The organism is Mycobacterium sp. DL, assembly GCF_039729195.1.
GTDB classification, from domain to species: Bacteria; Actinomycetota; Actinomycetes; order Mycobacteriales; family Mycobacteriaceae; genus Mycobacterium; species Mycobacterium hippocampi_A.
In genome coordinates this window covers 3006517-3030893 of sequence record NZ_CP155796.1, presented here as the reverse complement: position 1 = coordinate 3030893, position 24377 = coordinate 3006517, and the positions used below count along the sequence as shown (strand labels likewise).

Annotated in this window: 22 protein-coding genes and 1 pseudogene; 12 read left to right on the top strand and 11 right to left on the bottom strand. The window is 67.0% G+C overall.

What is annotated here, in order from left to right:
* Positions 1-12 precede the first annotated feature (12 nt).
* On the bottom strand, positions 13-504 hold the full coding sequence (locus ABDC78_RS14505; protein ID WP_347133467.1) for an NUDIX domain-containing protein: 492 nt from the start codon (positions 502-504) through the stop codon (positions 13-15).
* A 51-nt stretch (positions 505-555) separates the two neighbouring features.
* Between ABDC78_RS14505 and ABDC78_RS14500 the strand changes: the two genes are divergently transcribed.
* Both ABDC78_RS14500 and ABDC78_RS14495 read left to right on the top strand, forming a co-directional pair.
* On the top strand, positions 556-1368 hold the full coding sequence (locus ABDC78_RS14500; RefSeq protein WP_256735866.1) for a hypothetical protein: 813 nt from the start codon (positions 556-558) through the stop codon (positions 1366-1368).
* 10 nt (positions 1369-1378) lie between these two features.
* The gene (locus tag ABDC78_RS14495; protein WP_178357332.1) at positions 1379-2149 is read left to right on the top strand and encodes an SGNH/GDSL hydrolase family protein; all 771 of its coding nucleotides are present in this window, start codon (positions 1379-1381) and stop codon (positions 2147-2149) included.
* Here ABDC78_RS14495 and ABDC78_RS14490 read toward each other — a convergent pair.
* Both ABDC78_RS14490 and ABDC78_RS14485 read right to left on the bottom strand, forming a co-directional pair.
* A complete protein-coding gene (locus ABDC78_RS14490) occupies positions 2146-2706 on the bottom strand; it encodes a hypothetical protein (RefSeq protein WP_178357333.1) in 561 nt (186 codons plus the stop codon). The genes ABDC78_RS14495 and ABDC78_RS14490 overlap by 4 nt on opposite strands.
* Positions 2707-2805: 99 nt before the next feature.
* Positions 2806-3603, bottom strand: coding sequence for a nuclear transport factor 2 family protein (locus ABDC78_RS14485; RefSeq protein ID WP_178357334.1), 798 nt, complete (start codon positions 3601-3603; stop codon positions 2806-2808).
* Between the two features lie 106 nt (positions 3604-3709).
* Between ABDC78_RS14485 and ABDC78_RS14480 the strand changes: the two genes are divergently transcribed.
* Positions 3710-4117: a hypothetical protein gene (locus ABDC78_RS14480; RefSeq protein WP_178357335.1), complete on the top strand. Its 408-nt coding sequence runs from the start codon at positions 3710-3712 to the stop codon at positions 4115-4117.
* A 7-nt stretch (positions 4118-4124) separates the two neighbouring features.
* On the opposite strand, the gene ABDC78_RS14475 is transcribed toward ABDC78_RS14480, so the two are convergent.
* Complete coding sequence (locus ABDC78_RS14475; RefSeq protein ID WP_178357336.1) at positions 4125-5309, bottom strand: cytochrome P450; 1185 nt, start codon at positions 5307-5309, stop codon at positions 4125-4127.
* Positions 5310-5601: 292 nt separating this feature from the next.
* On the opposite strand from ABDC78_RS14475, the gene ABDC78_RS14470 reads away from it, so the two are divergent.
* From ABDC78_RS14470 to ABDC78_RS14445, 6 genes are all read left to right on the top strand, one after another.
* Positions 5602-6030, top strand: a complete 429-nt coding sequence (locus ABDC78_RS14470; RefSeq protein ID WP_178357337.1) for an MmpS family protein — start codon at positions 5602-5604, stop codon at positions 6028-6030.
* The gene (locus ABDC78_RS14465; RefSeq protein WP_178357338.1) at positions 6027-8933 is read left to right on the top strand and encodes an MMPL family transporter; all 2907 of its coding nucleotides are present in this window, start codon (positions 6027-6029) and stop codon (positions 8931-8933) included. Before ABDC78_RS14470 ends, ABDC78_RS14465 begins: the two co-directional genes overlap by 4 nt.
* Positions 8930-9256 carry a DUF732 domain-containing protein gene (locus ABDC78_RS14460; RefSeq protein WP_178357339.1) on the top strand — a complete coding sequence of 109 codons (327 nt, stop codon included), beginning with the start codon at positions 8930-8932 and terminating at the stop codon, positions 9254-9256. The genes ABDC78_RS14465 and ABDC78_RS14460 overlap by 4 nt, the downstream gene beginning before the upstream one ends.
* A gap of 14 nt (positions 9257-9270) precedes the next feature.
* Positions 9271-9723: a DUF5078 domain-containing protein gene (locus ABDC78_RS14455; protein ID WP_256735867.1), complete on the top strand. Its 453-nt coding sequence runs from the start codon at positions 9271-9273 to the stop codon at positions 9721-9723.
* Positions 9724-9729: 6 nt separating this feature from the next.
* Positions 9730-10362, top strand: a complete 633-nt coding sequence (locus tag ABDC78_RS14450; RefSeq protein WP_178357340.1) for a class I SAM-dependent methyltransferase — start codon at positions 9730-9732, stop codon at positions 10360-10362.
* A gap of 206 nt (positions 10363-10568) precedes the next feature.
* On the top strand, positions 10569-11576 hold the full coding sequence (locus ABDC78_RS14445) for a zinc-dependent alcohol dehydrogenase family protein (RefSeq protein ID WP_178357341.1): 1008 nt from the start codon (positions 10569-10571) through the stop codon (positions 11574-11576).
* Positions 11577-11579: 3 nt separating this feature from the next.
* Here ABDC78_RS14445 and ABDC78_RS14440 read toward each other — a convergent pair whose 3' ends face one another.
* From ABDC78_RS14440 to ABDC78_RS14430, 3 genes are all read right to left on the bottom strand, one after another.
* On the bottom strand, positions 11580-12527 hold the full coding sequence (locus ABDC78_RS14440; protein WP_178357342.1) for a helix-turn-helix domain-containing protein: 948 nt from the start codon (positions 12525-12527) through the stop codon (positions 11580-11582).
* 123 nt (positions 12528-12650) lie between these two features.
* Positions 12651-13784 (bottom strand): acyl-CoA dehydrogenase family protein, encoded by a 1134-nt coding sequence (locus ABDC78_RS14435; protein WP_178357392.1) that lies wholly within the window; start codon positions 13782-13784, stop codon positions 12651-12653.
* A gap of 77 nt (positions 13785-13861) precedes the next feature.
* Positions 13862-14872 carry a hypothetical protein gene (locus ABDC78_RS14430; RefSeq protein ID WP_178357343.1) on the bottom strand — a complete coding sequence of 337 codons (1011 nt, stop codon included), beginning with the start codon at positions 14870-14872 and terminating at the stop codon, positions 13862-13864.
* A gap of 362 nt (positions 14873-15234) precedes the next feature.
* On the opposite strand from ABDC78_RS14430, the gene eat reads away from it, so the two are divergent.
* Genes eat through eutC form a run of 3 tightly spaced genes read left to right on the top strand, consistent with a single transcriptional unit; the run spans position 15235 to position 18868 of the window.
* A complete protein-coding gene (gene eat / locus ABDC78_RS14425) occupies positions 15235-16677 on the top strand; it encodes an ethanolamine permease (RefSeq protein WP_178357344.1) in 1443 nt (480 codons plus the stop codon).
* On the top strand, positions 16674-18080 hold the full coding sequence (locus ABDC78_RS14420) for an ethanolamine ammonia-lyase subunit EutB (protein ID WP_178357345.1): 1407 nt from the start codon (positions 16674-16676) through the stop codon (positions 18078-18080). Before eat ends, ABDC78_RS14420 begins: the two co-directional genes overlap by 4 nt.
* Positions 18080-18868, top strand: a complete 789-nt coding sequence (gene eutC, locus ABDC78_RS14415; RefSeq protein ID WP_178357346.1) for an ethanolamine ammonia-lyase subunit EutC — start codon at positions 18080-18082, stop codon at positions 18866-18868. Before ABDC78_RS14420 ends, eutC begins: the two co-directional genes overlap by 1 nt.
* Positions 18869-18877: 9 nt before the next feature.
* Here the strand turns inward: eutC and ABDC78_RS14410 are convergent, their stop codons facing one another.
* From ABDC78_RS14410 to ABDC78_RS14395, 4 genes and pseudogenes are all read right to left on the bottom strand, one after another.
* The gene (locus tag ABDC78_RS14410; RefSeq protein WP_347133466.1) at positions 18878-19537 is read right to left on the bottom strand and encodes a sensor domain-containing protein; all 660 of its coding nucleotides are present in this window, start codon (positions 19535-19537) and stop codon (positions 18878-18880) included.
* On the bottom strand, positions 19534-21882 hold the full coding sequence (locus tag ABDC78_RS14405) for a Tex family protein (RefSeq protein WP_347133465.1): 2349 nt from the start codon (positions 21880-21882) through the stop codon (positions 19534-19536). Before ABDC78_RS14405 ends, ABDC78_RS14410 begins: the two co-directional genes overlap by 4 nt.
* 108 nt (positions 21883-21990) lie before the next feature.
* A complete protein-coding gene (gene katG / locus ABDC78_RS14400; RefSeq protein WP_178357348.1) occupies positions 21991-24222 on the bottom strand; it encodes a catalase/peroxidase HPI in 2232 nt (743 codons plus the stop codon).
* Between the two features lie 38 nt (positions 24223-24260).
* Positions 24261-24362, bottom strand: a pseudogene (locus ABDC78_RS14395) (transcriptional repressor); the annotation flags it as partial.
* Between the last annotated feature and the right edge of the window lie 15 nt (positions 24363-24377).

Sequence of the window (24377 nt, the reverse complement as noted above, 5' to 3'; positions counted from 1 at the left end):
GCGCGTTGACGATCAATGCGATCGAGACGCCGGCGGTTCGCCGCGTCCGAGCGCATCCTCGAGCCGGTCGAGCAGTGGGCGCTGGCCCTTCACCAGCTTCGCCCGAGCGGTCGGCACCGCGAGCCACGCCGCCCGGTCGATCTCCGGGAACTCCCTGAGATTGCCTGAGCCTCTGGGCCATTCCAGTGTGAAGGTGTTGCTGGACGTGCCTTCCAGGTCGAGGTCGGCACCAACGGCGAACGCTGTGATGATCTTGCCGCTCGGCTGGCGCAGCGGCGGGAAGTCGATCCGCAGCCCGGCCGGCGGCGGCTTTCCGATCTCCTCGGTGAATTCCCGCTGGGCGACCGTCCACGGGTCCTCCCCGTCGAGGTACTCGCCTTTGGGAATCGACCAGGCGCCCTCGTCCTTGCGCGCCCAGAACGGGCCGCCCGGATGGCCGACGAGCACCTCGAGGAGACCGTTGGTCTGGCGGTAGAGCAGGAGTCCGGCGCTGAGCTTGGGCACTGGTGGACGATAACCGGGTGCCGCGGTCGGCGTGCGAGGATGGAGGGCATCATGACCCGTCCGCGGCCCACGCGCCGGTTCGACCCATTCCGGCCCCTCGACCTGCTCACCTCGCTGTGGTCGGCGGCGGCCATGGCACCGGTCAACGGCGGGGCCGCGACTGCCTACCGGACGCTGTTCATGACGATCCGCCGACTGGTTCTCGGGCGGCAGGTCACCGTGCGTCTCGACGACGGCGACCTGACGATGACGGTCGCGGAGTTCGACTCCCGCCTCGACGTCCGGGGTCTGTCGGTCGGTCAGCTCAACGACGTCACGATGGTGGCCCACGGTATTCGATGGCGGACGAGTTCGTTCGATCGTGCCTCGGTGGTGTTGCACAACGTGCACGTCAAACCCGCCATCACCCCCGTGCTGGTGGCGGCGCCGGTGGAGATGACGCTGGACGTGCCGACGACCTCACTCGACGAGCTGTTCCGCTCGGTGGCTCCGAGGCTCCACGGCGAGATCGGAGCCGACGGTGTGGCGCGCCTGCGGATGGCCCGCCGTCCGCGGATGGGCCACGTCGAGGTGGCGGCCCGCTTGGACGGCTCGACGCTGTGGCTGACCCCGCGCGGCGTGACGATCGGCCGCACGTGCTGGCGGCTCCCGACCAGGACCCCGTCCTACCCGGTGCGGCTGCCCGAGTTCGCCCACGGGCTGCAACTGACCGGCATCACCTTCGCCCCCGGCGTCGTGCGGGTGACGGGGACGTTGCCGCAGTGGCGTGCCGAGCTGCCGCGCAGGCGACTGGAGGACATCATCACCCAGCTCACCGTGTCCGGTGTCGTACTCAACCTGAGCAGGCTGGGCAGGCTGATCTAAAGTCTCGTCTGTGCTCGGGTACACCCGGTATGTCGCGTTGGGCGACAGCCAGACCGAAGGACTCTGGGACGGCGACGACGCCGCCGGACTGGCCGGTTTCGCCGACCGGCTGGCTGTGCTGCTCGACGGTCATCAGCCGGGATTGCAGTATGCGAATCTTGCGGTGCGCGGCAAGCAGATTCACGATGTGCTCGTCGATCAGCTGCCCAGGGCGACGGCGATGCGCGCGGATCTGATCACCGTCTGCATCGGGATGAACGACGTGACCCGCCCGGGCCCCGGATTCGACGGGGCGCTGGCACAACTGGACGAGCTCTATGCGCGGCTCGCCGACTCGGAGGCCACGGTGGTGACGACGACGTTCCCGGACCTGGCGAGGATCCTGCCTATCGGGCGGGTCCTCGCCAGACGGGTCCTACAGATCAACAGCCGGATCCGCGACGGTGCCGACCGGCACGGATTCCGCCTCGTCGACCTCCATCAGGCACCGTCGATGACTCAGCCGGACACCTGGAGCGTGGACCGGGTACACGGTTCGACGAAGGGGCACATGCTGTTTGCGGCGGCTGCCGCCGAGGCGCTCGGTCTGCCGGGCAGCAGCCACGATTGGGCGCAGATCGATCCGGGGTCCGCGGCCCCCTCCTTTCGGACGCGGACCTGTTCGCAGGTGCTGTGGACACAGAACATGCTGATGCCGTGGCTCTGGCGACATGTCCGCGGCCGGTCCGCCGGAAACGACCGCGGGCCGCGGCGGCCGGTGCTGCAACCGCTGACGGGCTAGATGTCCCAGGCCGAGCCGATCTGCTCGGCGACGTCGATGATCTTGGCCTTCACGGATTCCGGGCTGTCGATCTCGCCGGCCACGTGTGCGGCGATGAACCGCCTGATCTCGGCGTCCACGCCGCCCACGATGCGAACCACCTCGCCGCGCAGCGACTTCGAGGTCACGTGGATGGCGATGTCGGCGGCACGCGGCTTCTCGACGTCGAGGATCAGCAGCAGCGGTTCGGCGGCCCGGGCGGTGGCGCGCAGCGAGATCTCGCCGAACACCATGAATCTGGGTTTGTCGATCCGCAGATCGACCACCATGTCGATCTCCAGCGGGATGCGGATGGCGAAGGTGATCGACTCGCCGACCTGGCGGCTGACCCTGGGTTCGAGTATTTGAACCCTGGCCGTGACCTTGGCGATCTTGCCCGGCCCCTGGGCGATGGGGCCCATCTCGAACGCGTCGCCGGCGATCGCGGCGATCGCACCGCCCACCCGGTCCTCGGTGACGGCGATCTCAAAGAATCGACGTCCGAATTCCTCGTAGGTGATGTAATCAGCAGCTTCCATGGTGGTGCTACGTTCTCACGCCCGCGCTGCCGATCGGTGCAACGCGGCCGAATCGGGCAGCGACGTCGCCGCCGCGCCACCACGGTTGACCTGGCATCCTCAGGCGATTTCGCCGAACACCCGGACCCGGGACATCGCGACGCGCTCGGCGGCGAAGTCGGCGATGACCACGCTGCGAGCGCCGTCGCGGTCGACGCGGGCCGCAACCGAACGTCCTGACTGGATGAGCTTGTCCCACGCACCGCCGGAGAGATTTTTGACCAGGTCCGATGTGGTCAGTGCCTCGTCCTCGCCCAGGGTGATGGGGATGTCGGCCGCCAGTCGATGGACACCGATCTCGTCGCCGCTGCACGCCTGGTCCAGGAAACGCGAGAACAGCCCCTTGGCCCCGGAGCCGACGCCCCGGAATCCGCTGAGAAATCCGAGGCTGCCGGACAGTCCCTGGTTGGCGAACATGCTTCTGCCGAGCGCGATTCCGGCAGGCACCGCACCGATGCCGCCGCGCGCGAACTGTCCGATCATCGTCGGCAGCTCCCAGTACGCGGACAGTCCGGCGACTCTCAGCTCGTCACGATCGGTCCGCAGGTCGTAGCGGATGTAGGTGGGTACCTGCATCGTCAGCGTCGAGGCCATCACGATCTCGAGTTCGACGTCGCGGATCACGGTGTTGCCCACGACGATGTCGACGTCCGGGCGGTGGGTGATGGAACGCGGCCCGATGAAGGTGTCGTAGAAGCGACCGAGGGCCACGTGCCCCCGGTGTGGCTGGGAACCCACCGGATCCTCGACTCGACCGTCAGTGGTGAACAAGCCGATCCAGCCGTCCCGGTCATGCGATCCGGCCGCGGCCAGCGACCGGTGCGCCGTGGCCAACAGGTCCGCTCGTGTCGTGGGCATATGGATGCCTACCACCTCGGGCTGGCGACAGTCGACTAGTTCTGGCGACGCAGGCACACTGGTGGGTATCCGCCGTGCTGCGGGCACGGCCTGAGGAGGTACCACCATGAGCAATTCTTCCGGGCGACCGTTCGGCTTCGACCCCGAGGATCTGGACCGCGTCGTCCGCGAGGCGGGCGAGGGACTGCGTGATGCGCTGGACGGGGTCGGTAGGTTCGTGAACTCCTCGGGCGAGCGCGCGGGCTGGTCGATGCTGTTCGACGAGTTCACCCGCGGCACCCGGCCCCGCACCCAGCCCGAGACCACCGGGGAGACCGGCGACGGCGTGTGGGCCATCTACACGGTCGACGAGGGCGGCGGCGCCCAGATCGATCAGGTGTTTCCCACCGAACTGGATGCGCTGCGGGCGAACAAGACCAACACCGACCCCGCCCGACGGGTCCGGTTCCTGCCCTACGGGATGGCGGTCAGCGTGCTCGATGCGCCGGAGGCGACCGAGGGCACCGGGTCCTAGACCAGGGTCAGCCGACCAGGACCCGCAGATACTCCCAGCCGCGAACCGTCGACGTCGGCGCCAACCGTGCGGTGTCGCGCTCGATGTCCCACTCCGGCCAGCGGGTGAGCAGTTCGTCGAGGGCCACCCGACCCTCGAGGCGTGCCAGATTCGCACCCAGGCAGTAGTGCACGCCCTTGCCGAAGGTGAGGTGGCTGATGTTGTCGCGGTGGATGTCGAACGTGTCGGGTCGCTCGTAGCGGCGCTCGTCTCGGTTGGCCGCGCCGAACAACAGCAGCATCGGCGCGCCGGCCGGGACGGTCGTCCCGTGGCAGTCGAAGTCGCCGGCCATGTATCGGGCCACGTGCGGCCCGGTGGGTTCGAACCGCAGCGTCTCGTCGACGGCCCGCAGCAGTAGCGACCGGTCCTCGACGATCTCGCGGCGCTGGTCCGGATGTTCGGCCAGCACTTTCGCGAGCCATCCGATCAGTCGGCCGGTGGTCTCGTTTCCCGCTCCCGCGACCACCTGGGTGTAGTGCAGCACCTCTTTGCGGGTCAGCTTGCGCACAACACCGTGTTCGTCCTCGAACTCGACGTTGAGCAGCGCAGTCATCAGATCGTCGGACGGGTTGGCCGATCGCCAGTCGACATAGTCGGCATAGATGCTGCCGTCGGCGATCTTGTCGGGGTTCATCACCTTCATCGGAGCGCCCGGCCTGGTCCGCAGGTTGGCATCGTTGGCATCGCGTACCGACACCTGTTCTGACTCCGGGATGCCCAGCAGCATGCCGATGACCCGCATCGGCATCATCGAGGCCAACTCGCCGATGATGTCGAATCCGTCCGAGCCCACCAGCGGATCCAGACAGTTGACGCAGTACCGCCGGATCTGGTCTTCGATCTCGGCCATCCGCCTGGGTGTGAACACCCGCGACATCAGCCCGCGCAACATCGTGTGGACGGGGGGATCGGTGAACATCATCACGCCGCGGGGCATGTCGAAGTCCGAGGTGACCAGTTCCAAGATGTCGCTGCGGCTGTTGGAGAACACTTCCCAGTTCGACAGCGCATTCTCGACGTCCGCGTGCCGCGACAGTGCCCAGAAGCCGTACCGGTCGTTGTAGTACAGCGGCGCTTCGTCGCGAAGTCGCGCGTACGTGGGATACGGATCTGCGGTGATCGTCACGTCGTAGGGGTCGTAGTACACCGACACCGTGTCCGCTCCTCGCCGGCGGCGAGCGCCGCCGGCACTGTGTTGGGCGGTCGCTCAGCATTCACCTGGTGCCATGTCTAGCAGCGGGCTCGATCGACGGTCAAGGGAAGGCCCTCCGGGAGCCCGACAGTGACCTGGCCCGCACTGGCGACAAAGGAGTTAGCAGCGACACAGTTACTTGGCTAATCTGTGGACTGAGTGAGAACTTATACGGGCTAAGTTACGATTCGGCAGTACATCGATACGGAACCAGAGGTTCGACATTGGTCGACAAGAGTCGGGGGCGACACTCGTGATCGGGCTCGCCAAAAAGGTGTGGCTGCCGCTGCTCATCGTATTCGTGGTGGTGGTGGCGGGGATGACGGTGTCGCGGATCCGGACGTTCTTCGGTTCCGAGGGCATCATCGAGACGCCGCGCAATTTCGCCGACCTGCCTGAACCGTACGACCCGAAGGAGGTCCGCTACGAGATCTCCGGCAGTGGGTCCTACGCCGACATCAACTACCTCGACCTGGACGCCAAGCCCCAGCGCGTCGACGGTGCGGCGTTGCCGTGGTCGCTGCTGCTGAGCACCACCGAACCGTCGGCCGCCCCGAACATCGTCGCGCAAGGTGACGGCGGAACCATCACCTGCCGGATCTTCGTCGACGACGAACTGAAGGACGAGAGAACCACCGACGGCTTGAACGCCCAGACCTTCTGTTTTGTGAAGTCCGCATGAGCACACCGGTCAGCGACGCCCCCACAGACGCCTTCCCCCCGGCGCGGAAACCGCACCGCCCATTCATCCCGCGAATGATCCGCACCTTTGCGGTCCCCATCATCCTCGGCTGGGTCGCACTCGTCGTTGTGCTCAACCTCGTTGTGCCGCAACTGGAGACCGTCGGGCAGATGCAGGCCGTCTCGATGAGTCCCGACGATGCGCCGTCGATGATCTCGATGAAGAAGGTCGGTGAGCTTTTCGAGGAAGGCGACTCGGACAGCTCCGTGATGGTCGTGTTCGAGGGCGAAGAACCTCTCGGCGACGAGGCGCACGCCTGGTACGACGACATGGTCGACCGACTCGAGGCCGACACCGCCCACGTCCAGTCGGTGCAGGACTTCTGGAGCGACCCCCTGACTGCGTCGGGCTCGCAGAGCACCGACGGCAAGGCCGCCTACGTCCAGGTCAAGCTGGCCGGTAACCAGGGCGAGGCGCTGGCCAACGAGTCGGTGGAATCAGTGCAGAGCATCGTCGGCAGCCTGGAACCGCCACCCGGGGTGAAGGCGTATGTCACCGGGCCCGCGGCGCTGGCCGCCGACCAGCACATCGCCGGCGACCGCAGCATGCGGACGATCGAAGCGACGACCTTCATCGTCATCATCATCATGCTGCTGCTCGTCTACCGGTCGCTCGTCACGGTGCTCATCACGCTGGTGATGGTCGTGCTGTCGCTGACCACCGCGCGCGGAGTGGTGGCATTCCTCGGCTATCACGAGATCATCGGGCTGTCGACGTTCGCGACGAACCTGCTGGTGACTCTCGCGATAGCCGCGGCGACGGACTACGCCATCTTCCTGACCGGTCGATATCAGGAAGCGCGTGCTGCAGGTGAGGACAAGGAGACGGCGTTCTACACGATGTTCGAGACCACGGCGCACGTGGTGCTCGGCTCGGGGTTGACGATCGCCGGCGCGACGTTCTGCCTGAGCTTCACCCGGCTGCCGTATTTCCAGACCATGGGTGTGCCGCTGGCCATCGGCATGTTCGTCGTGGTGTTGGCCGGCGTCGTCCTGATGGCCGCGATGATCAGCTTCGTCACCCGGTTCGGCAAGATCCTGGAGCCCAAGCGGACGATGCGGGTTCGGGGCTGGCGCAAGATCGGTGCCGCGGTGGTGCGCTGGCCCGGCCCCATCCTCGTCGCGACCATCGCGCTGTCACTGATCGGTTTGCTCGCCCTGCCCGGCTATCAGACCAACTACAACGACCGCAATTACCTGCCGACCGATCTGCCCGCCAATGAGGGGTATGCGGCCGCGGACCGGCACTTCTCGCAGGCGCGGATGAACCCGGAACTTCTGATGGTCGAGAGCGACCACGACATGCGCAACTCGGCGGACTTCCTGGTGATCGACAAAATCGCCAAGGCGCTCTTCCGGGTCGAGGGCATCGCCCGGGTGCAGGCCATCACCCGGCCCGACGGGAAACCCATCAAGCACACGTCGATCCCGTTCCAGATGAGCATGCAGGGCACCACCCAGCGGCTCAACGAGAAGTACATGCAGGACCGGATGGCCGACATGCTCGTTCAGGCTGACGAGATGGCCAACACCATCACCACGATGGAGAAGATGTCGAGTCTGACCGCCCAGATGTCGGAGATCACCTCCAGCATGGTGGCTCAGATGGAGAACATGGTCGTCGACATCGAAGAACTCCGCGACAACATCGCGAACTTCGATGACTTCTTCCGGCCGATCCGCAACTACTTCTACTGGGAACCCAAGTGCTACAACATCCCGGTCTGCTGGGCGATGCGATCGGTGTTCGACACCCTCGACGGCATCAACGTGATGACCGACGACATCAAGGCGATCCTGCCGGACATGCAGCGGTTGGACACGCTGATGCCCCAGATGGTCGCGCTGATGCCCGAGATGATCACGACGATGAAGACCATGCGCACGATGATGCTGACCATGTACCAGAGCCAGAAGGGTCAGCAGGATCAGATGGCCGCGATGTCCGAGGACTCGGACGCAATGGGCGAGGCCTTCGACGACTCGATGAACGACGACTCGTTCTACCTGCCGCCGGAGATCTTCGAGAACAAGGACTTCCAACGCGGCCTGGAACAGTTCCTCTCCCCCGACGGCCATGCGGTGCGATTCATCATCGCCCATGAGGGCGACCCACTCACCCCTGAGGGCATCGAGAAGATCGACGCGATCAAGACCGCTGCGAAGGAGGCCATCAAGGGCACTCCGCTGGAGGGGTCCAAGGTCTACCTCGGCGGAACGGCAGCCACCTTCAAAGACATGCAGGACGGCAACAACTGGGACCTGTTGATCGCCGGCATCTCGGCGCTGTGCCTGATCTTCATCATCATGCTGATCATCACCCGCGCAGTGGTCGCCGCCGCAGTCATCGTCGGCACGGTGGTGATCTCGCTCGGTGCCTCGTTCGGTCTGTCGATTCTGATCTGGCAGCACATCCTCGGCATCGAACTGCACTGGATGGTGTTCGCGATGGCGGTGATCATCCTGCTGGGTGTGGGCGCCGACTACAACCTGCTGCTGGTCTCCCGGCTCAAAGAGGAGATCCATGCCGGGGTCGGCACCGGCATCATCCGCGCGATGGGCGGCAGCGGCACGGTGGTAACCGCCGCCGGGCTGGTCTTCGCCTTTACCATGATGTCGATGGCGGTCAGCGAGCTGACCGTGATCGCACAGGTCGGTACGACGATCGGCCTGGGTCTGTTGTTCGACACGCTCGTGATCCGTGCGTTCATGACCCCGGCCATCGCCGCGCTGATGGGACCGTGGTTCTGGTGGCCGCAACGCGTGCGCACCCGACCCGTCCCCTCACCGTGGCCGAAACCTGACCGGCTGCAAGAAGAACCGTCCGAAGGAGTGCGTCCATGAAACGGGCACTGGTAGGAGTCGCCGCACTGGCGATGGGATTGGCGCTCGCGGCCCCGGCCGCGGCCGACCCCGACACGGCGTTCGCCGAGGAGTTGCACACCTACGGCATCTACGGCCAGAAGGACTACAACGCCTGGATCGGCAAGATCACGTGCAAGCGCCTGACCCGAGGCGTCGACCACAATGCCTTCGACTCGGCTGATTTTGTGCACACCAACCTGCAGAAGGGCAGTACCACCGAACAGGCGTGGCAGTTCCTGGCCGCGGGACTGCGGACGTACTGCCCCGACAAACTGCCGCTGCTGGACGTGGCGCGACAATGAGCACGAGGAGCGAGATGATTTCGGCAATGGTGCGTAAAGCGAGTGCCGCGGTCGCGGTCTTGGGTGCGATCACGATGGCGCTTCCCGCGGTGGCCTCCGCCGACGCGACCGACGACTACCCGATTCCCAATCGGATGTTGAAGACGACCTGTACCGCCGAGCAGATCATGGCGGCAGCAAGGGATGTCGAGCCCGTCTACTACGAGCGCTACATGATCGACTACAACAACAAGTCGCCCGAGGTTCACCGGGCGGTGCAGGACCGGATCCACTGGTTCTACTCGATGGACTACGCCGGCCGCCGCGCATACTCGGAGGAAACGGCGACCAACGCGTTCTACGAGCAGTTGGCGTGGAACTGGCCGAACTGGGCGAAGCTGTTCTTCAACAACAAGGGTGTGGCGGCCCGCACCACCGACATCTGCAACCAGTACCCGCCCGACGACATGTCGGTCTGGGTCTGGTAGCCGTCCTTGGCCATCCGCCGACAGTTCAACGAGGCGATCACCCGTTTCTGGAGCATCGCCGCGCCGGTGTACGACACAGAAATCGTCCAGCAGTGGGTGTACCGGCCGCCGCAGGACGAAATGATCGCACTGCTGACCGCCCACGAATCTCGTCGGGTGGCCGATATCGGTTGTGGCACAGGCATTCTTGCTGACCGCATCACGCGGGAGGCCCAGGCCGATCAGATCTTCGGCATCGACCTGTCCGAGGGCATGCTGGCGCAGGCTGCCGCGCGGTCGGCGACGGTGCAGTGGCGGATCGCACCCGCCGAGCAGTTGCCGTTCGACGACGGCAGCCTCGATGCAGTGGTGTCGACATCGGCCTTCCACTTCTTCAACCAGCCTGCCGCACTGCGTGAGTTCCACCGGGTCCTCGCGCCGGGAGGTTTCGCCGCGGTGGCGACGCTGAGCCCCCGTCAACAACTTCCGTTGCAGTGGCTGACCGCCAACCGCCTCAATCCCGCGCACGCCCCCACTCCGGAGGAGATGCGCGTGCTGTTCACCGACGCCGGCTTCAGCGTCGACGACCAGCACCGGGTGCGTCGCCCGGCGTGGACGTACCTGCTCTCCGACCTGATCACCGTGGGTCGCAGAGACTGAGCGCCGACGTCCGCACCGCCGTCGGCTGAGTAGGGCACCGCGACAGGCGTGTCACTATCCTCGCGGATATTGGCGTCGCCGCCACTGGAGTGTGTGCATCGTGTGCGCAACACTGGGAGTGAACCTGCTGGGGGTGTCGCGCACCCAGAACCACGTCGCGCACCAGAACCACGTCGCGCACCAGAACCAGAATGAGGAACACCGTTATGACTGACGTGATGAAGGCCGTTGTGCTCACCCGTTTCGGAGGGGCCGATGCTTTCGAGTTGCAGGATGTCTCAGTTCCGTACGTCGGACCCCGTCAGGTGCGGGTGCGTGTCCATGCGACCGCTGTCAACCCGCTCGACTATCAGATCCGTCGCGGCGACTACACCGATCTTGTGCCGCTGCCGGCGATCATCGGGCATGACATCTCCGGTGTGATCGAGGAAGTCGGATCGCACGTCAGCGAATTCCGCGCCGGCGACGAGGTGTACTACACGCCAAGGATATTCGGCGGCCCCGGCTCCTATGCCGAGCAGCACGTCGCCGACGTCGAGCTCGTCGGTCGCAAGCCGGCCAACGTCGGTCACCTGGAGGCGGCGAGCCTGACGCTCGTCGGCGGAACGGTGTGGGAGTCCCTGGTGACGCGAGCTCAGCTCACCGTCGGCGAGACGATCCTCATCCATGGCGGTACGGGCGGTGTCGGCACCATCGCGATCCAGGTCGCGAACGCGATCGGCGCACGCGTGATCACCACCGCCAAAGCCGCCGACCATGAGTTCGTGCGATCGCTCGGTGCGGATGCGGCGATCGACTACACCACGACGGACTACGTCGATGCCGTGGCCGAGCTGACCGCAGGCAATGGTGTCGACGTCGTGTTCGACACCATCGGCGGCGACGCGCTCACCCAAAGCCCGATGACCCTCGCCGACTCCGGACGCGTCGTCAGCATCGTCGACATCGCGCAGCCGCAGAACCTCATCGAGGCGTGGGGTAAGAACGCCGCCTATCACTTCGTCTTCACACGACAGAACCGAGGCAAGCTGGACGCGCTCACCACGCTGGTCGAGCGCGGTCTGGTGAAGCCGGTCATCGGCGCGACACTTCCGCTCGCCCGGACGGGCGAGGCTCACGAACTCCTGGAGAACCGGCGGTCGTATGCACTGCGCGGCAAGGTCGCGATCGACGTGGCCGGCGACACCGTTACGCTTCCCTCTCGCGTCTCGTAGGTATCAGCTGCGCCCGGAGAAGGTGGCGCGGTACTCCGAGGGAGACACATCCAGAACCCGGCGGAAATGCAGTCGCAGGTTCGATCCGGTGCCCAGGCCGACCTGTTCCGCGATGCGCTCGACCGACAGCCTGGTGCTCTCCAGCAGCTCGCGGGCGGTGTCGACCCGCGCCTGGAGGATCCACTGCAGCGGGGTGCTGCCCGTCTCTTCGGCGAAGCGGCGCAGGAACGTGCGGGGCGACATCTGCGCGTGTGCGGCCAGTCCGGCGATCGTGAGCTGCTGGTCGAGCCGCGTCAGGGCCCATTCGCGCGTCGCGGCCAGGGTGTCGCCATGGGCTGCCGCGCTGGTCTTCGGTAGGTACTGCGCCTGACCCCCGCGCCGGTAGGGCGCGGTGACGAGTCCTCGTGCGATCTCGCTCGCCGCGCTCACCCCGAGGTCGCGACGAACGATGTGCAGGCACAGGTCCAGACCGGCGGCCGCCCCCGCCGAGGTCAGGATGGATCCCTCGTCGACGAAGAGCACATTCGGCTCGACCGCGATCTGCGGATGCCGCGCCGCGAGCTTCTCGGCCGCATCCCAGTGCGTCGTCGCCCGCAGACCGTCGAGCAGGCCCGCATCCGCGAGAGCGAATGCGCCGTAGCAGATCGACGCGATGCGTGCCCCGCGGGACGCGGCGCCACGGAGCGCTTCGCACACCTCCACCGGTATCGGCCGACCCGCCGGCGCGTACCCCGGAACCACGACCGTGTCCGCGCCGGCCAGCGCGTCCAGGCCACTTGGCACTGCGTAGCCGAAGCCGCCATGCGACGGCACCATTCCGGCGGTGACCCCGCAGGCCGACACCTCGTAGGGAAACCCCGTCTCCGGATGGAACACCTCCGCCGGGATCCCGACGTCCAGCGGGCGTGCCCCATCGAGTACCAGGACCGCCACCTGATGCGTTTGCTGCATCACCCGACTCCGATCCGGTCGCCGCGTGCCGACCGCATCGTCATCCTCGCACGTATGGGCAACACCGCCATCCGTCCGCATCCGCCCCGGGCGAATCCCAAGCCGCACAAGGAGGTTGACCGGTCAGAGACCGAACTGGTCCTCGACGATCCCCAGCCACACCTGTGCCGCATCGATCGCCACCTTCTCGCTGATGAAGGCGTGCTGCGTGCCCGTGTAGACGTCGCGAAACGCCCGCTCGAGGCGAGTGCCCTCGCGAATGGCGCTGGTTCCAGCCACGAGGTGAGCCCATTCGGCGCAGCCCCTGGCGGTGTCGGTGGCGAACACCGCGGCGACCCGCATGTCGGCGCGAAGCGTCGGCGTGAGCTCTCCGCCGTCAGCCACGGCGGCCTCGGCTGTGGTGAACGCATCGAGTACCAGCAGCCGGGCGGCCCGCCAGGCCGCCACGTGGTGGGCCAGGCCCTTCTGGAATGTGGGACGGCTGGCCAGTGCCGCCATGTCGCTCATCCGGAACTTCGTCTCCGCCATCTCCGCGACGTCGTCGAGCATGCTCTTGGCGACCCCGAGCACCCACGCGGCATGGCCTGCTGCGGTCACCGGCATCATGCCCATCCGGGTGGCAGGTGAACTCCCCCGTTTCGGTTCACGGGTGAACAGCGCGAACGTGCGACCGTGCGGGACGAACACGTCGTTGATGGCGTAGTCGTACGACCCGGTGCCCTTGAGTCCCTGCACATGCCAGCCGTCCTTGAACTCCACCTGGTCACGCGGGACCACGGCGACCTGCATGTCGGGCACGCCCTCGCTGACCCACTGCATCTCGCCGTCGACCATCGGCATGAATCCGGCCGCGACGTACTCGGCGTGACCGGTTCCCGACCCGAAGCTCCAGGACCCGGTCAGCCGGTAGCCGCCCTCGACGGCGACACCCTGACCGTTGGGGAAGAACTGACCGCCCATGGTGACGTGGTTGTTGTTGGCGGTGAACACCTCGGCGAAACCATCGTCGGGCAGATACGTCGCCGCGGCGAACGCCGACGGCAGGTTGGCGATCCCGGTCCAGCCGAATGATCCGTCCTGCCAGGCCATTTCGATCCAGGTCTCGATCATCTCGGCGAACGACGGCTCGAAGCCACCCGCGTCGACGGGGTTGAAGGCCGACATCAGACCGGTGGACCACATCGTCTCGACCACGGGCGCTGTCAGCGTGCGGTTCTGCTCGCACGCAGCGGCCTCGGCGGACACCAGATCGCGCATCTCGCGGGCGAGCCCGACGATGTGGTCAGGGGCGTGGGCAACCTCGGATACCTGCGTCACGAGTCGACCGTACGCGTTCAGGGCAAGGCAGTGAACACATTGGTCAATTCTGTCATCTCCGGCGCGGCCGGCGGGTCGGCAACCGGGCCGGGAGCCTCCGGGGCGGGGCCCATCACGTGCTGTGCATCGGAGAGGTGCGGCAGTTCGGTGGGCGCGGCAGCGGGTTCGGTGGCCGGTTCGGGCGCCACCGTAGCGGGTTCGGCGGCCGGTTCGGGCGCGACGGCAACGGGCGCGGTGGCGGGTTCCGGCGCGACGGCAATGGGCGCCTCCGGCACGGAGGTCTGCTCGGGGACGTACGCCTGCTCCGGCACGGAGGTCTGCTCGGGGACGTACGCCTGCTCCGGCACGTAGGTCTGCGCCGGCACGGCGGCCGCTCGCCGGACCGGGGTCGGCGTGGTGACCACTCTGCGCACCGTGTTGGCGGCAGCGTCGGACGGTGCGGGAACCGCCGCCCAGCCGGCATCGGCAGATCCGGGTTGCACGACCGCCGCCGAACCGGGTTCAGCCTGCGGGGCCGCACCGGCGGAGAGGCAGAGCACCCCCAGGACCGCCGCTGCGGCCACGCCGAGCGCCGTCGACACGATGCGCCGCCGACGGATCCGGCGACGTGGCGGGATCTGCTGCACGACAGGGACCGTGATGGCTTCGCCGACGGGGACGACGGCGCGTGCGGCACCGTATGCCGATGCCGACCGAGGCGCGAGCTCGCAGGCGCGCGGATCGACCGAGGCTGCCATCGCACGTGCCATCGGTACGGCTTCGACGTGGTCGAAGCCGTGGGATGCGAGCCGGGTCCGCAATCGAAGGCCGTCATCGACGACGTCGTCGCTCCAGGTCAGACGGACTCGGTCGACCTCGAATCCGCAGGCTCTGGCGATGGCGTGCGCGCCGCGCGCGGCTGCACCGGCGATCTCGGCGTCGTGCTGCAGGTCGAATGCGTCGTGGTCGAGAACGGTGCCGTCACCAGCGTCCACCAGAACCCAGGCGACGTCATCGGAGTTCAGTGACAGTCCCAGCACCGACCGCACGTGATCCCCTTCCCGCCGCCGAACCGGTATGTGAGCGATTTATCGGACACCTCGAGCGCGCTGTTACAGCAGCGCAGGGGTGGACAACGTCCAGACGAGCCAATAGGCTCCTGATCTAAAGGTTGCCAGAACGACCTTTAGACCTCTCGCCCGGATGCTCGGCTGATTCGGCTGGAGCGTAACGCCGGTGCGCGAGGCACGCGCGCCGCCGGGTGCGACGACGTCGTCGCCGTTGGCTGTCCTGCTCGTGTGATCCCAGTTATTTCATTGCCTCCCAACGAAATTCAAGCCAGAATGCAACGCAATTGGAGTCCCGTGGTGCATAGTGTGATGGCTCACACCTTCGAACGGAGTCCCATGTCATGAGTAGCGACAGTCGTCCCAGGCACAACCCACGCGGTGTCGAAGAATATCGGGAGTCGGATGCCTACCTGCAGAAGCGCCAGCTGAAATCGGGCACCGCGGGATGGCTGCTGCTGGCCAGCCTCGGTGTCGGTTACGTCATCTCCGGTGACTATTCGGGCTGGAACTTCGGCTTGGCCGAGGGCGGATTCGGCGGCCTGGCGATCGCTGCGGTCATCATCGCGGGCATGTACCTGGCCCTGGTGCTCGGTATGGCCGAGATGTCGTCCGCACTCCCTGCCGCCGGCGGCGGCTATACCTTCGCGCGTCGAGCACTCGGTCCCTGGGGCGGATTCGCCACCGGCACCGCGATCCTGATCGAGTACGCGATCGCACCCGCCGCCATCGCCACCTTCATCGGTGCGTATGTGGAATCGCTGAACCTGTTCGGCATCACCGACGGGTGGTGGGTCTATCTCGCCGTGTACGCCATCTTCATCGGCATCCACCTGGCCGGCGTGGGTGAGGCGCTCAAGGTGATGTTCGTGATCACCGGCATCGCGCTGGTCGGCCTGGTCGTCTTCGCCGTCTCGGCGATCGGTCAGTTCGACTCAGCGAATCTCACCGACATCGCAGTAGACGCAGGCGCCACCGGGTCTTCTGAGTGGCTGCCGTTCGGCCTGTTGGGCATCTGGGCGGCGATTCCGTTCGCGATCTGGTTCTTCCTGGCTATCGAGGGTGTTCCGCTCGCCGCCGAGGAGGCGGCCAATCCGGAGCGCAACGTGCCGCGGGGCATCATCGCCGCGATGGGCGTCCTGCTCGTCACCTGCGTGACCGTGCTGATCCTCACCACCGGTGCGGGCGGAGCGGCCGCGATGTCGGAATCGGGCAACCCGCTCGTCGAAGCACTGGGCGACGGCACGATGGCCAAGGTCGTGAACTACATCGGTCTGGCAGGTCTGATCGCGAGCTTCTTCTCGATCATCTACGCCTACTCGCGCCAGTTGTTCGCACTGTCGCGGGCCGGTTATCTGCCGAAGGTGCTTTCGGTGACGAACTCCCGCAAGGCACCGACACTGGCGCTCGTGGTGCCCGGCATCATCGGGTTCGTGCTGTCGCTGACCGGCCAGGGTGCCCTTCTGCTGAACATGGCGGTCTTCGGCGCGGCCTTGAGCTACGTGCTGATGATGGTCAGCCACATCGTGCTGCGCAAGCGCGCACCCGAGATGCACCGGCCCTACCGGACCCCCGGCGGTGTCGTCACGACCGGGTTCGCCCTCGTGATCGCCGTCCTGGCAGTCATCGCGACGTTCCTCGTGGACAGCACCGCCGCGTTCGGTTGTGTGATCGTGTTCCTGGCGTTCATGGCCTACTTCGGGTTCTACAGCCGGCACCATCTGGTCGCCAACTCCCCCGACGAGGAGTTCGCGGCGCTGTCAGCCGCCGAGGACGAATTGAAGTGACCTACCGTCAGCAGATCTCAGGCCGCACCTATCAGTTCGACGGACTCGTCGACGTGATGGCCAAGGCCACTCCGCTGCGCTCCGGCGACGAACTCGCCGGTTGCGCAGCGGAGTCGGACGCCGAAAGAGCCGCGGCGGCCTGGGTTCTCGCTGACCTCCCTCTGTCGACCTTCCTCAACGAGCAGGTCGTGCCGTACGAGACCGATGACGTCACCCGGTTGATCATCGACACCCATGACCGTGAGGCGTACTCCCCCGTCTCCCACCTCACGGTCGGCGGGTTCCGCGACTGGCTGCTGCACACCGCTTCGGACCCGCACAGCGCGCAGCAACTCGCTGCTGTCGGCGCGGGCCTGACGCCGGAGATGGTGGCGGCGGTGTCGAAGATCATGCGCAACCAGGACCTGATCGCCGTCGCCGCAGCGTGCACGGTCAGCGCGGCGTTCCGGACCTCGATCGGAGTGCCGGGCACGCTGACCACACGCCTGCAGCCCAATCACCCGACCGACGATCCGCGCGGCATCGCCGCGGCCACCCTCGACGGACTGCTGATGGGCTGTGGGGATGCGGTGATCGGCATCAACCCGGCGACCGACTCGCCGCAGGCGACCTCTGATCTGCTGCATCTCCTCGACGACATCAGGCAGCGCTTCGAGATCCCGATGCAGTCGTGCGTACTCACCCATGTCACCACCACCGTGGAACTCATCGAGCGGGGCGCACCGGTCGATCTGGTATTCCAGTCGATCGCCGGAACCCAGGGCGCCAACACGAGTTTCGGCATCACGCTGCCGATGTTGGCCGAAGCCAACGAGGCCGGGCGTTCGTTGAAGCGCGGCACCGTCGGCGACAACGTGATGTACCTCGAGACCGGGCAGGGCTCGGCCCTGTCGGCGCACGCCCATCTGGGTGTCGGGGGTCATCCGGTGGATCAGCAGACCCTGGAGACCCGCGCCTACGCGGTGGCCCGGGCCCTGGACCCGTTGCTGGTCAACACCGTCGTCGGGTTCATCGGTCCCGAGTACCTCTACGACGGTAAGCAGATCGTGCGCGCGGGTCTGGAAGATCACTTCTGCGGCAAGCTGCTCGGGCTGCCGATGGGGGTCGACGTCTGCTACACCAACCATGCCGAGGCCGATCAGGACGACATGGACACGCTGCTGACACTGCTCGGTGTCGCGGGGGTGGCGTTTGTCATCACGGTGCCCGGCGCCGACGACGTCATGCTCGGCTATCAGAGCCTGTCGTTCCACGACGCGCTGTACGTCCGCAAGGCTCTCGGCCTGAGGCCCGCGCCGGAGTTCGAGGCGTGGTTGGCCCGACTGGGCATGGCCGACAGTGACGGACGGGTGCTGCCGGTCGACCCGGCCGGTTCCCCGCTGCTCGGGTTGGCGGCGGGCTGATGTCCGCCGAGGAGGACCGCTCACCCGCCGAGGACGTGTGGGCACCGCTGCGCCGCACCACCCAGGCGCGCATCGGTTTGGGACGCACCGGCAATTCGCTTCCGTCACACCGGGTCCTGGAGTTCAAGGCCGCCCATTCGGCTGCCCGCGACGCAGTGCACGAGCCGCTGGACGTCCACGGACTCAGTGGCGCTGTCGAATCTCTGGGCATCGGCGCGCCGGTGCATGTGCACAGCCGCGCGTCCAGTCGGGGTGAGTACCTGCGACGGCCCGACCTGGGCCGGGTGCCTGCCGACTGGACCGAACTGCCCGCTCCCGATTCGGGACAGAAGGCCGACGTCGCATTCGTGCTGGCCGACGGGCTGTCGCCACGGGCGCTGACCGATCACGCGACGGGATTGCTGGCTGCTTTGATCGCCGAATTCGACGGCCTTTACCGCCTGGCTCCGCCGGTGATCGCCACTCAGGCGCGGGTGGCGCTCGGGGATCACATCGGCGCAGCGCTCGACGCCTCCAATCTCATCGTGATCATCGGCGAACGGCCGGGGTTGTCGGTAGCCGACAGTCTCGGCATCTATCTGACCCACCTGCCGCGCCCGGGTCGCTCCGACGCCGACCGCAACTGCATCTCCAACATCCACCCACCCGACGGTCTGGGTTACCAGAGCGCCGCGCGGACCACCGCTGCGCTGGTGGCCGGGGCCCGTCGGCTCGGGAGATCCGGCGTCGACCTGAAGGACACCAGCCGCGCGGCGCTGTCCGGCGGGACCGGGCAGGTCACCGCTTAGCGGCCGTTGTCATGTCGTGGTGTTGGCCAGCAGGTCGATCCGGGCCAGCGCATCCTCGGCGAGTGCGACCACGTCGAAACCGCCGGCGGCTCCGCAGGCGGTGATCTCGATCGCCGCGTTGTGTGCGGCGACAAAGGTGTTGTCACAGTTCCAGTCGGCGGCCCGCAGCGCCCACACGACACTGGCCTGCGGGCTTTCGCCCGCATCTCCGACGTCGAAGCGATACGTGCGGTCCTGCATCGTGGTGACGGTCAGCGGTGTGCCGCGGCAGGTATCGATCGTCCGACGGGCATCGGCGAGGGCTGCGGCGGGGTCGAAGTCGAAGCGATACACCGCGACCATCTCCTCGACGAACACCGCACCGTCCTCGGTGGTCCAGTGACCGCCGTCGGTGGCCAGCGGCCGGTGCGCGTCGAGGAACGGCGGGTCCACCTCCTGCGCGAGCCCGCTGCACCGTTCGGGTTCGGCGGTGACGAACAGATTGCCGTCCTCGCCGAGGACTTCGGGGCTGAGCAGATCGACGACCTGCAATGCCGTGATGGGGGCGGCGAGCGCAGCCGGCGTCGGCGTCGCGTCATCGATGTGCCGGGTACAGCCGCCGACCAGTGCGACGGCCAGCACCGCCACGGCCACAGCGGTGACCGGGAGGCGGCGCACAGGGGGATTCACCGCCCGAAACCCGCGTCCCGCAGCGCCTGGGCCATCGAGCCGCTCGACGTAGCCGTCTCCCGGCGACCGGAGTCGTTGGGGCGTTTGGGCTTTCGGCCCTTGCCGAGGGCCTCCCGAGGTGCCGGCGCACGCTTGGGGCGCTCGCCGGTCGCCGCCCGCTGTGGCGGCGCGTCGTTCAGGCGCAGGCTCAGCCCGATCCGTTGCCGCTCGACATCGACGTCGAGCACCTTCACCTTCACGACCTGACCGGAGCGGACCACCTCGTGCGGGTCGGAGACGAAACGATCCGCCATCGCCGAGACATGGACCAGGCCGTCCTGGTGCACGCCGACGTCGACAAACGCCCCGAAGGCCGCGACGTTGGTGACCACACCCTCGAGGACCATGCCCGCCTTGAGGTCGCCGACCTTCTCGACACCGGAAGCGAACGTCGCGGTCGTGAAGGCCGGGCGCGGATCGCGTCCGGGCTTCTCCAGTTCGGCCAGGATGTCGGTGACGGTCGGGATCCCGAAGCGGTCGTCGGCGAACTCGGCCGGTCGCAGAGACCGCAGCGCCCGTTCGTCACCGATGATCTCGGCGAGGGTGACCCCCGAGCGGTCCAGGATCCGGCGCACCACCGGATAGGCCTCGGGGTGCACACCTGACGCGTCGAGCGGATCCTCCCCGTCGCGGATCCGGAGGAACCCGGCGCACTGTTCGAAAGCTTTGGGGCCCAGCCTCGGAACCTTCAGCAACGCGCGCCGATTCTGGAATCGACCGGTCTGGTCGCGGTGCGCGACGATCGCTTCGGCCAGGGTCTCGGTGATCCCCGAGACGCGGGCCAGCAGCGGCGCCGAGGCGGTGTTCAGATCCACACCCACGGCATTGACCGCGTCCTCGACCACTGCGCCCAGACTGCGGGCGAGGATTCCCGGTGTCACGTCGTGCTGGTACTGCCCCACGCCGATCGACTTGGGCTCGATCTTGACCAGCTCGGCCAGCGGATCCTGTAGCCGCCGGGCGATCGACACCGCTCCTCGCAGCGTGACGTCGAGTTCAGGCAGTTCGTGCGCCGCGTAGGCCGAGGCGGAGTACACCGATGCCCCGGCCTCACTCACCATGGCCTTCGCCGGTGCGGACGCTCCGGCGCCGCGGATGTCGTTGATGAGTTCGGCTGCCAGGGCGTCGGTCTCGCGTGAGGCCGTGCCGTTTCCGACCGCGATCAACTCGACCCCGTGCCGGGCGACGAGCGCAGCCAGAGTCGCCTTCGCCGCATCCCACTGCTTCTGCGGCTGGTGCGGGAAGATCGCGCAGGTGTCCACCACCTTGCCGGTGCCGTCGACGACAGCGACCTTGACGCCGGTCCGGAAGCCCGGATCCAGACCGAGGGTGGCACGGTTGCCGGCGGGGGCCGCGAGCAGAAGGTCCTTGAGGTTCTTGGCGAACACCGCCACGGCGTCCTCCTCGGCGCGCAGTCGCAGCCGCACCCGGGCATCCACCGACGCGGAGACGGACAGCCTGGTGCGCCACGCGAAGCCGACGGTGTTCACCAGCCACGGTGTCGCCGCCGCGGCCGCGGTCATGTTGATGCCGAGGGCCCTGGCGATCATCGCCTGGTACACGTCATCGTCATCGCCGCCGTCGAGAGTCAGCCCGAGTACCTGTTCCTTCTCACCACGCAACACCGCGAGCACCCGGTGCGACGGCATCGTCGACAGCGATTCGGAGAACTCGAAGTAGTCCCGGAACTTCTGCGCCTTCTGATCGGCCGCGCTGCCGGTGACCACCTCGGAGGACTGTCGGGACCGCAACGAGCCCTTCTCCCAGAACCGTTCGCGCAGCGCGCCGACGAGCTCGGCATCCTCGGCGGCCCGTTCGACGATGATGTGGCGGGCGCCCTCCAACGCCGCGGCGGTGTCGGCCACGGCCTCGCCGAGGAAACCGCCGGCCGCGACCTCCGGAACCGTCGCCGGGTCGGAGAGCAATTGGTCGGCAAGCGGCTCGAGTCCGGCTTCCCGGGCGATCTGCGCTCTGGTCCGCCGCTTCGGCTTGTAGGGCAGGTAGATGTCCTCCACCCGGGCCTTGGTGTCCGCAGCCATCAGCGAGCGTCTCAGCTCGTCGGTGAGCTTGCCCTGCTCGGTGATCGAGGCCAGCACGGCGTTGCGCCGGTCGTCGAGCTCGCGCAGATACCCGAGCCGCTCCTCGAGCGAACGCAACTGCCCGTCGTCGAGACTGCCGGTGACCTCTTTGCGATACCTCGCGATGAACGGAACCGTCGCACCCTCGTCGAGCAACCGCACCGCGGCGACGACCTGACCCTCCCCGACAGCGAGTTCCTCAGCGAAACGGGCGTTGACCGATTTCACGGGCAGAACCCTACCGAAGGCCACCGACGACGAGGCGGGCGCCGAGGTCGGTCCCGCCTCGTCGTCGTGCAGAAGTGTGCCCGGGGATTCAGCGATCCCGGTTGCGGCTCAACGCAGATCGAAGCGGTCGTTGTTCATCACCTTGGCCCAGGCGGTGACAAAATCCGCGACGAACTTGTCCGTGTTGTCGGCCTGCGCGTAGACCTCGGACAGCGCCCTGAGCACCGAGTTGGATCCGAACACCAGATCGTTGGCGGTCGCTGTCCACTTGGTCTGCCCGGTGGCGCGGTCAAAGCCCTCGTAGACGTTCTCCGACGATTTCGACGGCTTCCACTCCGTGCCCATGTCGAGCAGGTTCACGAAGAAGTCGTTGGTCAGCGTGCCGGGCGCGTCGGTGAACACGCCGTGCTTGGAGCCACCGTGGTTGGCGCCCAGCGCACGCAGGCCGCCGACGAGCACCGTCAACTCCGGTGCGGTGAGGTCGAGCATGTAGGCCTTCTCCACCAGAAGCTGTTCCAGCGGTGCCTTCTCGCCGGGCCGGACGAAGTTGCGGAAACCGTCGGCTCGCGGTTCGAGCACCGCGAACGACTCCGCATCCGTGTCCTCCTGTGAGGTGTCGGTGCGCCCGGGTGCGAAGGGCACCTGGATGTCGTGCCCGGCGTCCTTGGCGGCCTTCTCCACCGCCGCTGATCCGGCCAGGACGATCAGATCGGCCAGAGACACCTTCTTGGCGCCTGCAGAACCATTGAAGTCCTGCTGGATGCGCTCGAGGACCGGCAACACCTCGGACAGCTCGGAGGGTTCGTTGGCCTCCCAGTCACGCTGCGGTTCCAGCCGCAGCCGCGCGCCGTTCGCGCCGCCACGCTTGTCTGTCCCCCGGAAGCTCGACGCTGCCGACCACGCCGTCTTGACCAGTTGAGGTACGGACAGGCCGGCGTCGAGCACTGTGGCCTTCAGCGAGGCGACGTCCGTGTCGTCGACGAGTTCGTGGTCGACGGCGGGAACCGGGTCCTGCCACAGTTGCGGCTCGGGAACCCACGGTCCCAGGTAGCGGCTGACCGGACCCATATCGCGGTGCAGCAGCTTGTACCAGGCCCTGGCGAACGCGTCGTTCATCTCTTCGGGATGGTCGAGCCAGCGTCGGGTGATCTCACCGTAGATCGGGTCGACCCGCATCGAGACGTCGGTGACGAGCATCGTCGGCTTGCGCGGAGGACCGCCGAACGGATCCGGGATGGTCGCCTCCGCATCCTTCGCCTCGAACTGCCAGGCGCCGGCGGGGCTCTTGGTCAGCTCCCACTCGTTGCCGTAGAGGATCTCGAGGTATCCGTTGCTCCACTGCGTCGGCGTCCCGGTCCAGACGACCTCGAGGCCGCTGGTGATGGTGTCGCCGGCGTTGCCCGAACCGAACGGACACTTCCAGCCCAGGCCCTGCTGCTCGATCGGCGCGCCTTCGGGCTCGACACCCACCAGGTCGCCGTCGCCGGCGCCGTGGGTCTTGCCCAGGGTGTGGCCGCCGACGATCAGCGCGGCGGTCTCCTCGTCGTTCATCGCCATCCGACCGAAGGTCTCGCGGATGTCGTGGGCGGCGGCCAGCGGATCCGGTTTGCCCTCGGGGCCTTCGGGATTGACGTAGATCAGTCCCATGGTGGTGGCGCCGTACGGCTCGGCCAGCTCGCGTTCGCCGGAGTAGCGCTTGTCGGTGCCCAGCCAGGTGTCCTCCTGGCCGAACAGGATCTCCTCGGGCTCGTAGATGTCCTCGCGGCCGAACGCGAAGCCGAAGGTCTTGAAGCCCGCGGACTCCAGTGCGGCGTTTCCTGCATACGTGATCAGATCGGCCCAGGAGATCTTGTTGCCGTACTTCTGCTTGATCGGCCACAGCAGCCGGCGGGCCTTGTCCAGGTTCGCATTGTCGGGCCAACTGTTGAGCGGGGCGAAGCGCTGGCTGCCCTGGCCGGCGCCGCCGCGACCGTCGAAGATGCGGTAGGTGCCCGCAGCGTGCCAGCTCATCCGGATGAACAGGCCGGCGTAGCTACCGTAGTCGGCAGGCCACCAGTCCTGCGACACGGTCATCAGCGTGAGCATGTCGGACTTGAACGCCTCGACGTCGAGCTTGGCGAACTCCGCGGGGTAGTCGAAGCTCTCCCCGAACGGGTTGCCCTTCGAGGACTGCCGGTGCAGCACCGAGACATCGACCTGCTCAGGCCACCAGTCTTGATTCCTCAGTGGTGCATGCGATTTCGGCTTCGGCGACTCGATCACCGGGTTCTCGGACTCGCTGTTGCTCGCGGTCTCGCTGTCGGAGTGGGGCGGGCGGGCGTCGGAGGTATCGGATGACACGGTGTTTCCCTTCATTTCCAATTCATCAGGCCAGCAGGGCCCGCGGGTTGAATCCGACGGATCAGTCCGGCGGCGGTGAGCGCGTTCAACGCGTCATAGACGGTTTGGCGGGAAATGTCCGGAATCCGTTGGCGTGCAGCATCGATGATCAGCGC

Excerpts from the sequence above, each read along its gene's own strand:
- ABDC78_RS14490 (WP_178357333.1), bottom strand. The coding sequence starts at position 2,706 with ATGGAAGCTGCTGATTACATCACCTACGAGGAATTCGGACGTCGATTC.
- ABDC78_RS14500 (WP_256735866.1), top strand. The coding sequence starts at position 556 with ATGACCCGTCCGCGGCCCACGCGCCGGTTCGACCCATTCCGGCCCCTC.
- ABDC78_RS14480 (WP_178357335.1), top strand. The coding sequence starts at position 3,710 with ATGAGCAATTCTTCCGGGCGACCGTTCGGCTTCGACCCCGAGGATCTG.
- ABDC78_RS14455 (WP_256735867.1), top strand. The coding sequence starts at position 9,271 with ATGATTTCGGCAATGGTGCGTAAAGCGAGTGCCGCGGTCGCGGTCTTG.
- eutC (WP_178357346.1), top strand. The coding sequence starts at position 18,080 with ATGTCCGCCGAGGAGGACCGCTCACCCGCCGAGGACGTGTGGGCACCG.
- ABDC78_RS14460 (WP_178357339.1), top strand. The coding sequence starts at position 8,930 with ATGAAACGGGCACTGGTAGGAGTCGCCGCACTGGCGATGGGATTGGCG.
- eat (WP_178357344.1), top strand. The coding sequence starts at position 15,235 with ATGAGTAGCGACAGTCGTCCCAGGCACAACCCACGCGGTGTCGAAGAA.
- ABDC78_RS14435 (WP_178357392.1), bottom strand. The coding sequence starts at position 13,784 with ATGCGCGATCTGGTGTCCGCCGAGGCCGCTGCGTGCGAGCAGAACCGC.
- ABDC78_RS14440 (WP_178357342.1), bottom strand. The coding sequence starts at position 12,527 with ATGCAGCAAACGCATCAGGTGGCGGTCCTGGTACTCGATGGGGCACGC.
- ABDC78_RS14445 (WP_178357341.1), top strand. The coding sequence starts at position 10,569 with ATGACTGACGTGATGAAGGCCGTTGTGCTCACCCGTTTCGGAGGGGCC.
- ABDC78_RS14485 (WP_178357334.1), bottom strand. The coding sequence starts at position 3,603 with ATGCCCACGACACGAGCGGACCTGTTGGCCACGGCGCACCGGTCGCTG.
- ABDC78_RS14465 (WP_178357338.1), top strand. The coding sequence starts at position 6,027 with ATGAGCACACCGGTCAGCGACGCCCCCACAGACGCCTTCCCCCCGGCG.